We start from the raw sequence: 10,994 nt of genomic DNA, 5'->3' as shown, positions 1-10,994 counted from the left end.
ACAAACCGAGTTATTGTTTAGTTTATGTTATTAGAAAAATCAGCCGGAGCAATAATTTTTACAAAAGACAAGGAAATTAGATATTTATTATTGCGTTATCCTTGTTCCGGAAAAGCGCCAAAGGAATATTGGGATTTGCCAAAAGGCCATATTGAAAAAGGGGAAAAGCTGGAAGAAACAGCTAAAAGGGAAATAGAAGAAGAAACAGGACTAAAGGAGATTAAATTTATTCCCGGCTTTAAGGAAACAATTAAATATTTTTTCAAGTTTAAAGAAAAAAACATTTTTAAAATTGTTGTTTTTTTTCTTGTTAAAACTAAAGCTAAAAAAATAAAAATATCTTTCGAGCATTTAGGTTTTAAATGGTTATCTTATGAAAAGGCCCTAAATCAACTTTCTTTTAAAAATGCCAAAGAAATTCTTAAAAAAGCCGATAATTTCCTTTCAGAAAAGAGTTTATGATATTGTAAGAAAAATTCCCAAAGGCAAAGTTTTAAATTATAAAAAAGTAGCGGAGCTGGCCGGTTTTCCTAGGGCTTGGCGGGCAGTTGGTAATATTTTGAATAAAAACAGAGAACTTGATATTCCTTGTCACCGAGTCGTGAAATCTGACGGGAAAATCGGCGGTTATAATAAAGGAACAAATAAAAAAATATTGCTTTTAAAAAAAGAAGGTTTTATAATAAAGAATCTTTCTTTGACAAAAAAATAAGGAGAGAAAAAAAGATGCTCGAGGAACTGAAACAAACGAAAAATCAGCTGGAACAAATAAAAGAAACCGTTGGAAAGGCAAATTTTTTTGAAATAGAAAAATTGGATATTCGCGGGAACAAAGATCCGATAGAAATTGAAAAATCGATAGAAGTTTTTTTTGAGATAATGGCTCTATCCACTGATTTAAAGAAGTTTTTTACTTCTATTCAATACAAAGTGATAGACAAAAGAATAGAAGGAGAGAAACGTCTTGAATCATTAAACAAAAAAGCTCTTCAAATAGAAGAGCTAGTTTTTTTGTTTTAACATGATTTTCATTCACTCAAGCAATTCTTTATAATTTTTTCCATAATTTTGGGATATTTTTGGCCCAATTCCGCCAGAATTTTTCTGTCAATTTCAATCTTGTTTTTTTTTAATCCATAGATGAATCTACTGTAAGATAAATTGTTTTGTTTGCAAAAAGCCGCAATCTGGATTTGCCAGAGGCCCCGGAAGTTTCTTTTTTTCTTTTTTCTGTCTACAAAGGCGTGAGTGCCGGCGTGAAGCATTGCTTCCTGCGCCGCCCTGTATTTTGATTTTCTTCCCCATTTGAAGCCCTTGGTCTGTTTTAGAAATTTCTTCTTTTTTTTATGGGCAGCCTTCCATCTTTTTACTCTTGCCATAATATTTATGAATTATTAATTAATTTCTTTATTTCTTTAGCCAGGGAACCCTCAATTTTTATCCATTTTCTGCCTTTTCTTATTCTTTCTCCGGATTTTTTGGCCCGGAAATGGTCCTGACCGGTAGCTCTTCTCAGAACCTTGCCGGTTTTTGTGATTTTGAATCTTTTAGAGATTGATTTTCTAGTTTTCATGGTCTTTTTTAGCAATAATCATTGATAAACTGCATGAAATCATTTTTAATTCCTTTTCGACTTTAAACGGAATTTTTTCGTTTAATATTTTTAAAAAATTATTTATTTTTTCTTTAGCCAGATTACCAAAAGCCCTTTCCCTTCCCCTTAAGCGCATTCCAATTCTTACCTTGTCGCCCTTTTTGAAAAACTTTTCAGCCAAATTGGCTTTGGTTTCCAAGTCATGCAGGGAAATATTAAAGCCCAATCTTATTTGTTTTAATTCTCCGGATTTTTTGCTTAGTTTTTTGTTTTTCTTTTCCTGATGATAGATATATTTTCCATAATCCATTATCCGGCAAACCGGCGGCTCCACTTTTTCGGTGACTTGGATTAAATCCAGGCCTTTTTCTATGCTTAGCTTCAAAGCCCTTTCTAACTCCATAATTCCGAGCTGCCCTCCGGTTTCGTCCACTACTCTGACGGACCTGCTCCTTATTTGATTGTTGATGAGTGGTTTTTTAAACAGATTTTTTAAAAAATTAACCCTTTTTAAGGTTTTTTGTACGTTGTGGAGACGGAGGGAATTGAACCCTCGTCCAGAAATTTTTTTTGAATAATTCTACAAACTTAACTTATTTTTATTTTTGGAATCTGAGTTTAAAATAAGTAAAATTTCAGATTCCTAGTTTCATTCATTTCGGCAGGCGCTTTGAAACGAAAGCTACTGCTCATCTCGATTTTTGACACCTATTTTTAGCTATCGAGAGTCACTAAAATAGATGGCTTTAAGCAAAAGCTAAAGCGGGTTTTTTGAATAAGTTGACACTTATCATTTTCCGGAAGTTTAACGAGAATTCCGGAGGACTCGGCTTGATTATTCAAAAATAAAATTCCTGTCGAATCTGTTCGTCCCCGTATTAAATTTTTAACTTTGATTGATTGCTCTTTTAATTTCCCGGTCTGTGTCCCTTTTTTTTATCAGCTCTTTTTTATCGAATTTTTTCTTTCCTTTCGCAATCCCGATTTCTATCTTTATTTTGCCTTTTTTAGTATAAGCTTTTAAAGGGATTATTGTCAACCCTCTTTGGCTTGATTTTCCGATTAAATATTTGATTTCTTCTCTTTTTAACAAGAGCTTTCGAGAGCGCTGGGGGTCGTAATCTGCGGGCGAGTTTTTCGGTTGATAAGGTGGAACGCTGCACCCGATTAAAAAAACTTCCGGATTTTTTTCCGATTGTTTTAAAACCACATAAGAGCCTCCTAAATTTATTCTTCCCAGTTTTATTGATTTTACTTCCTGGCCAAGCAAAAAAATTCCTGCTTCAAATTTTTCCAGGACTTCATAATCGTAGTAAGCTTTTTTATTGTCAGCAAGAGTTGCCATAAGTTTTATAAGCTTTTTTACTTGCCCCGTACCTCCCCGATTTATCGGGACGGTGCGGGGTTTTCAGAAATTGTTGTCATTATCTTAAGCTTAACATTAAACTCTTTAAATTTTAAGTAAAATACGATAGACTGAACTTAATGATTAGAGAAAAAATCAGGGAATTAGTTGAAAATTCCTGTAAAAATTTATTTTCCGATAAGGCTTTTAGAATCAAAATTGACATTACGAGAACATCGCAAAAAGAACACGGCGACTACACGGCGAATGTCAGGGGTTTGGCTGTCGAAGAACAGGCAAAGATAGTAAATTATATTAAAAAATTACCGGATTTCAAGGGGTATTTTTCGGACGTTAAGTTTGAAAACCCGATTTTTATAAACTTTTTTCTTTCCGCAAATTGCTTGCAAGACAATTTGAAAGAAATTTTAAAACAAAAAAATAAGTTCGGAAATTTGAAGATTGGCAAGAATAAAAAAATAAACGTAGAGTTTGTTTCAGCCAATCCGACAGGTCCTTTAACCTTGGGGAACGGCCGGGGAGGTTTTTGCGGAGATGTTTTGACAAGTATTTTAAACAAATCCGGCTTTAAAGCAAAAAGAGAATATTACGTTAACGACACCGGAGAGCAAATTAGAAAGCTGGGACATTCAGTGATTGGAGACGACCAGGCTGTTTATAAAGGTGAATACATTAATGAGTTAAAAGAGAAAATAAAAGGAAGCGACCCGGAAAGAGTAGGCAAAAAAGCCGCTAAAATGATTTTGAACAGTGAATTGCTGGGAAAAGAATGGGGCATAAAAAAGACCATTAAAGAAATGGGAATAGAGTTTGATGCATGGTTTTCAGAAGAAAGTTTATATAAAAACAAGGAAGTAGATAAGGTCTTGGATTATTTGAAAAACAAAGGATTAACTTTTGAAAGAGAAGGAGCTTTATGGTTTAAATCAACTCAATTTGGCGATGATAAAGACAGGGTTTTAGTTAAATCTAGCAACGAAAAAACTTACATTGCTTCGGATATCGCTTATTTAAAAAATAAATTTGAAAGAAATTTTGAGAAGTTGATATTTTTTTGGGGAGCTGACCATCATGGCTACATTAACAGGATTAAATCAGCAGCAGAGGCATTGGGATATAAAAAAGAGCAAGTAGAAATTATAATAATGCAGATGGTTTCCATAATATGGAGCGGCCAAAACCTGAGGATGTCTAAGAGAGAAGGCGTTTACAAAACCCTCCAAGAATTAATTGAGGGTTTGGGACCGGACGTGGTAAGATTTTTCTTTTTAACCCGAAATCCGAGCAGTCAATTAATTTTTGATTTTGATTTGGCAAAAGAAAAATCCGAAAAAAATCCGGTTTATTATATTCAATATGCCCATGCCAGAATTTGCAGTATTATAAAAAAAATTAAAACTTCCGCTTTCGCCAAGGCTTCGACGGGCAAGCAAAACTTAAAACTGCTTATTCATCCAAGCGAATTAGAATTAATTAAAGAATTAATCAGGTTTCCTGAAATTGTTGAGGATATTGCTAAGAATTATCAAATTCAAAGAATTCCTCAGCATGCGTCAGATTTAGCCGCTGCTTTTCATAAATTTTACAAGGACTGTCGGGTGATTTCCAAAGACAAAGAGTTAACCAGGGCAAGATTATCTTTGGTTCTGGCTACAAAAATAGTTTTAAAGAATAGCTTAGATTTAATGGGAATTTCAGCTCCCGAGGAAATGTAATATGAAAAACAAATATTTTTTGCTAAGGCACGGCCAAAATTTTTATCAATCCGAATTTCCGGACACAGTATACCCCTGGCCGGAAATATCCCTTATTTTGCTTACAGATAAGGGGAAAGAAGAGGCAAGAACTGCCGCTCAAAAATTAAAAAATAAAAAAATAGATATAATTTTTTCTTCGGATGCTTCCAGAGCCCGCCAAACCGCCCAAATAGTTGGCAAAGAAATTGGAAGTGATATAATTTTGGACAGCCGGCTTAGAGATACTAATTTCGGGGTCTTCGGCAACAAGAAAAAAGAAGAATACCGTAATTTTTTTTCCCAAATAAAAGAAAAGTTTATTAAAAGACCTCCAAAAGGCGAAAACTGGAATGATATTGAAAAAAGAGTCAAAGATTTTTTAGATGAGATTGAAGAAAAATATAAAAACAAAAATATTTTAGTTGTCAGCCACGGAGACACCCTATGGCTTATGGAGGGATTATTAAAAAACATTAGAGACAGAGAAAAACTTTTAGAGATAAAAATGCAGAAGACTGGAGAAATAAGAGAAATCTAATAAAAATATGTTGAATTTTCCGGAAAATGAGAAAAAAATTTTAAATTTTTGGAAAGAAAGGAAAATTTTTGAAAAACTTCGCGAAAAGAACCGAGGCAAAGAACCCTGGTCTTTTTTGGACGGTCCCATCACGGCCAACAACCCTATGGGCGTCCACCACGCCTGGGGCAGAACCTATAAAGACGTTTTCCAGAGGCAAAAAGCGATGCAGGGGTTTGACCTGAGATTCCAAAACGGTTTTGACTGCCAGGGGCTTTGGGTGGAGGTAGAAGTGGAAAAAGAGCTTGGTTTTAAATCAAAAAAAGATATTGAAAAATTCGGCGTTGAAAAATTCGTTAATCTTTGCAAGGAAAGGGTAAAAAAATACTCAAAAATTCAGACCGACCAGTCGATCAGGCTGGGCCAATGGATGGATTGGGAAAACTCTTATTATACGATGTCGGAAGAAAACAATTACGCTATCTGGAATTTTTTAAAAAAATGCTGGCAGGAAGGGCTTCTATACAAAGGCCAGGACGTGGTGCCTTGGTGCTTGCGTTGCGGAACGGCAATTTCCCAGCACGAGATTTTAACCGAAGAATATAAAGAAATAATTCACAAGGCAATTTTTATAAAATTGGCGCTCGTTGGCAAGAAAAACATTTTTTTCCTTGCCTGGACAACTACTCCCTGGACTTTACCGGCTAACGTTGCTTTAGCCGTTCACCCAGACTTGGATTACGTAGAGGTCAAAGATGAAAAGGGAGATGTTTTTATTTTACTTAAAGAAAAATCAAATTTAATTCCAGAAGGAAAAATAATTAAAACCATTAAGGGAAAGAGTTTAAAGGGCTTAAAATACAAAGGATTATTTGACGAGCTTGCTGAAGTTAAAAAAAGCCTTAAAAGCTATAAACATCAAATTGTATTATGGAAAGAGGTGAATATTGAAGAAGGAACGGGCATTGTCCATATGGCTCCGGGCTGCGGCCAGGAAGATTTTAAACTAAGCAAAGAGCTAAAATTGCCGGTAATCAATCCGACTGACCAGGAAAGCAAATATAAAAAAGGTTTCGGCTCCTTAAGTTCGAAATTGGTGACAGAAACGAATAATTTAATTTTCAAAGACTTAGCCAAAAAAGATTTTGTTTTTAAGATTGAAGACTATAAACACCGTTATCCGACCTGCTGGAGGTGTAAATCAGAACTGATATTCCGATTGGTTAATGAATGGTATATTTCAATGGAAAAAACAAGGGAAAGGTTAATTAAAGCCGCAAAACAGATAAAATGGATTCCTTCTTTCGGCTTGGAAAGAGAGCTGGATTGGTTAAAAAACATGCAGGACTGGTTAATTTCCAAAAAACGTTACTGGGGCTTGGCTCTGCCGATTTATGAATGTAAAGAATGCGGGAATTTTGAAGTGATAGGTTCTAAAGAGGAGTTGAAAGAAAGGGCAATTGCAGGCTGGGAAAAATTTGATGGCCATTCCCCTCATAAGCCCTGGATAGATGAAGTAAAAATAAAATGTTCAAAATGCAAAAAATCGGTTTCCCGGATTTTAGACGTTGGGAACCCCTGGCTGGACGCCGGCATTGTTCCTTTTTCTACAATGAGATATTTTTCCGACAAAGATTATTGGAAAAAATGGTTTCCGATTGAATTGGTTTGCGAATCTTTCCCGGGCCAGTTTAAAAATTGGTTTTATTCCATTCTGGTGATGAGCGTTGTTTTGGAAGACAAGGCTCCGGTTAAAACCATTTTCGGTTACGCTTTAGTAAAGGATGAAAAAGGCGAAGAGATGCATAAATCCAAAGGAAACGCCATTTGGTTTGACGATGCGGTAGAAATTATAGGGGCCGACATTATGAGATGGATGTATTCAAGTCCTAATCCGGCTTTAAATTTAATGTTCGGCTATAAGGTTGCCGATGAATTTAAAAAGAAAATTTTTAATCTTTGGAACAGTTTCACTTTTTTTGAGACCTATGTTTCAAAAGAAGAAATAAAAGCCGTTCAAAAAGAATTTTCCGGCTCAAACAATATTTTGGACAAATGGATTATATCTTCTTTTAACAGCTTGATAAAAGAAGTCACCCAATCTTTTGAGCGATATGATTTGGCCAAAACAATTGGATTGATTGAAAATTTTTTTATTGAAGATTTATCCCTTTGGTACATAAGAAGGTCAAGAAAAAGATTTCAAAGGCCGGAAAATGAAAAAGAAAAAAAAGAAGCTCGAGAAACACTGCATTTCATTTTGCTTAATCTGATGAAATTAATAGCTCCGACCGTTCCCTTTTTCGCCGAAAATTTTTATCAAGAGTTAAAAACAAAAGACCTGCCCGAGTCCGTTCATTTATGCGATTGGCCAATCTTTAAAGAGAAAGAAATAAATAAAGACCTGGAAGATAAAATGAAAAAAATAAGAGAAATTGTGGCCATCGCTCTTTCTGAAAGAAAATCAGCCAACATAAGGGTCAGACAGCCCTTGAGTGAATTGAAAATAAAAAATGAATTTTTAAAAGAAGAAAAAGCATTATTGGAATTAATCAAAGACGAGGTTAATGTAAAAAATATAGTTTTTGACAATAAAATTAAAAAAGAAATAGAATTGGACTTTAAAATAAGCGAAGAACTGAGAGAAGAAGGGATGGTGAGGGAAGTTTTAAGGCAAATTCAAGTAATGAGAAAAAAAGCCGATTATAAGCCCAGACACAGGGTTCAAATTCAATATACGGCTTCCCCGAAGTTAAACGGTATTTTAAGCAAGAACAAAGATTTTATTTTGAAAGAATCAAAAGCGGAGAAGTTTGAACTCGGAGAAAAGCCAAAACTGGCTTTTGACGTAGAAATAGAAATGAAAATCGATCAGGAAAATTTGTGGCTGGCAATAAAGAAAATTTAAAAAAACATGTTCGTTCATTACAGAACCTTGGGTTTTGTTTTAAAAAAAGAAGATAGGGGAGAATCGGACCAACTTTTTACCATTTTTACCAAAAATTTCGGAAAGCTTAAAATTTTAGGAAAATCAATAAGGAAAATAAAATCAAAACTAAGGGCTTCAATTCAGCCTTTTTATCTGGCAGAGGTTGAATTTATCCAGGGGAAAGTATATAAAACTTTAACTGATGCGGTTAGAATTGAAAGATTTAAAAAAATAGAAAAAGACCTGGATAAATTAAAAACAGCGGTTGAGATTTCTGAAATTTCAGATAGGCTGATAAAAGGAGAGGAAAGGGATAAGAAAATTGGAAATCTAATCTTAGAGGCCTTTAAAAGATTGAATAATTGCCCTTCCCGGTTTAATTTTATAGTTTTTTATTATTTTCTTTGGAATTTTTTTTCAATTTTAGGGTATTGTCCGGAAACTGAAAAATGTATTTTCTGCAGAAAAAGATTATTGCCCAAAAATCTTTATTTTGATTCGGAACAAGGCGGTGTGATTTGCGGAAATTGTTTTAAAAAAACAAAAAAAGGGGAAAAAATTAATCCGGAGACGATTAAATTTTTAAGGGTTTTTTTAAAGAAAAACTGGAAGATTTTATCCAAATTAAAAACCAAAGGAGAGAATAATGAGGAACTGAAAGAAATTTCAGAAAAATATCTTTCCCATCTTTCCAATACTTTAGATATTTCTTAAAAACTGTTAAAATAATAAATATGAACCCCGTTAGAAACGCGAAGATATGGTATGTCTATGTTTTGCATAACAGAGAAGGTCATTGGTATACAGGCTCAACCAAAGATTTGCGAAAAAGAATTTTAAGCCATAATTTAATAAAAAATAGGTCCACAAAATATGGGGTTCCTTGGAAAATAATATATTGCGAAATTAGTATTAATCAAAAAGATGCCCGAGCAAGAGAAAGATATTTAAAATCTGGTATGGGTAGGAAATACCTTAAAAACAGATTAAAATTCTTTTTCGCCGAGGGTTTCTAACGGGGTGAAGCGAAAGTTTACTTTTTTTATTATATTCTTGGCCATATTCCTGGGAATAGCCGGTTATTGGTATTCTTCAAAAAATCTTTATTCAAAAGATATTTTAAAATTGGAAATTTTGGGACCATCGGAAACAGGCATTGGAGAAGAAATTGAGTATTTGGTAAAGTACAAAAATAATAGTGATGATATCCGTTTGGACAACCCAAAATTGATTTTTGAATATCCTTCCCTTGCTATTTTAGAAGAAGGGAAATCCTTGAGACAAGAAATGGGAAAAGAACAGCTGGGAGAATCAATTTATCCCGGAGAAGAAAAAACAATCCATTTTAAATGCCGGCTTTTAGGCAAAGAGAATGAAGCGAAAGAGGCTAAGGCCAGCCTTAGCTACCAGCCAAAAAACTTGAATGCCCAGTATGAATCAAAGACCACGCTTACCACTATAATAAAAAACGTACCCATAACTTTTTCTTTTGATGACTTGCCCTCAACGATAAAATCCGGAAAAGATGTTAATTTTATTATAAGTTATTCTTCTTACGCTGATTTTCCTCTTTCTAATTTAAGTATAAAAATTGAATATCCCGCCGGATTTGAATTTAAAAAATCAGAGCCAAAGGCTCTTGAGCAGAAAGAATGGGACATAGGCTCTTTAAATAAAAGCGACAAAGGAAGAATAAAAATTGCAGGAGTTATCAGCGGAGGCCTGAAAGAACAAAAAATTTTTAAAGCCCAACTGGGAAGCTGGCAGGACGGAGAATTTATTTTATTAAAAGAAATATATAAAGGCGTAGAAATCGTAGAGCCGGATTTAAGAATTACCCAGCAAATTAACGGCTCTTCCCAGTCTACGGCCAATGCGGGAGACCTTTTACATTATGAAATTTTTTTTCAAAATTTAGGACAACAATCATTGGAAAATTTATTTTTGATAGTTGAGCTGGAAGGCCAGATGTTTGACCTGGAAAGCATAAAAACTACTTCCGGAGATTATGCACTGGGAGACGATTCAATTATTTTTGACTCAAAGAAAAATCCCGACCTTAAATTTTTAGATGCCCAAAAAGAAGGCAGGGTTGAGTTTTGGGTTGAGTTGAAAAAAGATTTTACAATTTCCGACATTGATAAAGATAAAAACCCGATTGTCAAAGATAAAATTATTCTTTCCCAGGCCAGAGAAGAATTTGAGATAAAAATTAATTCAAAATTAGAATTTTTGCAAAGAGGTTTATTTTTTGATGAAGCATTCGGAAATTCCGGGCCCTTGCCGCCCGAAGTCGGCCAACAAACCACTTATACTGTAACCTGGTATGTAAAAAATCATTACGATCAATTAAATAACGCAAAAATAAGAACAATTTTGCCCTCAGGCGTTGAATTAACCGGAAAAATTTTTCCGGAAGACCAATCCCAAAAATTTACTTTTGATTCTCAGTCCCGGGAAATTGTTTGGGATATCGGGGATTTGGAGCCCGGTAGGGGAGTTTTAAACTCGGCCCCGAATATGACTTTTCAAATTGCCTTAACGCCAAATTCCAGTCAAAGGGGAAATCCGGCTTTATTAATAAACAAAGCTGAGTTTTCAGGAGAGGACCAGTGGACCGGACAAACTTTGAGAATTGTAGCTTCTTCGACCGATACTACCCTGCCCGATGACCCCAATATGAGCAGCGAAAAAGGAATTGTTAAATAATTTTTTTAAAATTGATTTAAGTCCTTCGGCAAAAAAACCGAAGGCTTTTATTTTTCGGTAAAAGATGTGAATCACGAAACCCAAGTAAAATTATCCTCTGAAAAGGTTCTAATCCCCTTTTAAAGAGGGGATTTGTTTACACT

The 10,994-nt window shown here is 34.5% G+C and carries 13 protein-coding genes and 1 other RNA gene; 9 read left to right on the top strand and 5 right to left on the bottom strand.

Features of this window, described 5'->3' with window-relative positions; translation table 11 throughout:
- Positions 1-24: 24 nt before the first annotated feature.
- Genes NTU58_02575 through NTU58_02565 form a run of 3 tightly spaced genes read left to right on the top strand, consistent with a single transcriptional unit; the run spans position 25 to position 1,020 of the window.
- Positions 25-462, top strand: coding sequence for an NUDIX domain-containing protein (locus tag NTU58_02575; GenBank protein MCX6764570.1), 438 nt, complete (start codon positions 25-27; stop codon positions 460-462).
- Positions 407-712 (top strand): MGMT family protein, encoded by a 306-nt coding sequence (locus tag NTU58_02570; GenBank protein MCX6764569.1) that lies wholly within the window; start codon positions 407-409, stop codon positions 710-712. Before NTU58_02575 ends, NTU58_02570 begins: the two co-directional genes overlap by 56 nt.
- A 14-nt stretch (positions 713-726) precedes the next feature.
- Positions 727-1,020 (top strand): hypothetical protein, encoded by a 294-nt coding sequence (locus NTU58_02565; GenBank protein MCX6764568.1) that lies wholly within the window; start codon positions 727-729, stop codon positions 1,018-1,020.
- Between the two features lie 8 nt (positions 1,021-1,028).
- Here the strand turns inward: NTU58_02565 and rplT are convergent, their stop codons facing one another.
- The 5 genes from rplT to smpB form a co-directional block, all read right to left on the bottom strand.
- Entirely contained in the window at positions 1,029-1,379 is a 351-nt protein-coding gene (gene rplT / locus NTU58_02560) for a 50S ribosomal protein L20 (protein ID MCX6764567.1), read from the bottom strand.
- A 5-nt stretch (positions 1,380-1,384) separates the two neighbouring features.
- Positions 1,385-1,573, bottom strand: a complete 189-nt coding sequence (gene rpmI, locus NTU58_02555; GenBank protein MCX6764566.1) for a 50S ribosomal protein L35 — start codon at positions 1,571-1,573, stop codon at positions 1,385-1,387.
- The gene (gene infC, locus NTU58_02550) at positions 1,563-2,063 is read right to left on the bottom strand and encodes a translation initiation factor IF-3 (GenBank protein ID MCX6764565.1); all 501 of its coding nucleotides are present in this window, start codon (positions 2,061-2,063) and stop codon (positions 1,563-1,565) included. Before infC ends, rpmI begins: the two co-directional genes overlap by 11 nt.
- Positions 2,064-2,121: 58 nt before the next feature.
- Positions 2,122-2,469: a transfer-messenger RNA gene (gene ssrA, locus NTU58_02545) on the bottom strand.
- 11 nt (positions 2,470-2,480) lie between these two features.
- Positions 2,481-2,939 carry an SsrA-binding protein SmpB gene (gene smpB, locus NTU58_02540; protein ID MCX6764564.1) on the bottom strand — a complete coding sequence of 153 codons (459 nt, stop codon included), beginning with the start codon at positions 2,937-2,939 and terminating at the stop codon, positions 2,481-2,483.
- Between the two features lie 140 nt (positions 2,940-3,079).
- Here smpB and argS point away from each other — a divergent pair, with 140 nt between their 5' ends.
- From argS to NTU58_02510, 6 genes are read left to right on the top strand one after another with little or no spacing between them, the layout of a single operon-like run.
- The gene (argS, locus tag NTU58_02535; protein ID MCX6764563.1) at positions 3,080-4,675 is read left to right on the top strand and encodes an arginine--tRNA ligase; all 1,596 of its coding nucleotides are present in this window, start codon (positions 3,080-3,082) and stop codon (positions 4,673-4,675) included.
- A 1-nt stretch (position 4,676) separates the two neighbouring features.
- Positions 4,677-5,234, top strand: a complete 558-nt coding sequence (locus NTU58_02530; GenBank protein MCX6764562.1) for a histidine phosphatase family protein — start codon at positions 4,677-4,679, stop codon at positions 5,232-5,234.
- A gap of 7 nt (positions 5,235-5,241) precedes the next feature.
- Positions 5,242-8,121 carry an isoleucine--tRNA ligase gene (gene ileS, locus NTU58_02525; protein ID MCX6764561.1) on the top strand — a complete coding sequence of 960 codons (2,880 nt, stop codon included), beginning with the start codon at positions 5,242-5,244 and terminating at the stop codon, positions 8,119-8,121.
- A 6-nt stretch (positions 8,122-8,127) separates the two neighbouring features.
- Positions 8,128-8,856, top strand: a complete 729-nt coding sequence (gene recO, locus NTU58_02520) for a DNA repair protein RecO (GenBank protein ID MCX6764560.1) — start codon at positions 8,128-8,130, stop codon at positions 8,854-8,856.
- A gap of 20 nt (positions 8,857-8,876) precedes the next feature.
- Positions 8,877-9,158 carry a GIY-YIG nuclease family protein gene (locus tag NTU58_02515; GenBank protein MCX6764559.1) on the top strand — a complete coding sequence of 94 codons (282 nt, stop codon included), beginning with the start codon at positions 8,877-8,879 and terminating at the stop codon, positions 9,156-9,158.
- Between the two features lie 37 nt (positions 9,159-9,195).
- Positions 9,196-10,851, top strand: coding sequence for a hypothetical protein (locus tag NTU58_02510; protein MCX6764558.1), 1,656 nt, complete (start codon positions 9,196-9,198; stop codon positions 10,849-10,851).
- The last annotated feature ends 143 nt before the right edge of the window (positions 10,852-10,994 follow it).

It is taken from the genome of Candidatus Nealsonbacteria bacterium (genome assembly GCA_026396195.1).
Classification (GTDB): domain Bacteria; phylum Patescibacteriota; class Minisyncoccia; order Minisyncoccales; family JAGGXC01; genus JAPLXH01.
The sequence above is the reverse complement of the archived record's forward strand: the minus strand, read 5'-3'. Positions and strand labels throughout refer to the sequence as shown.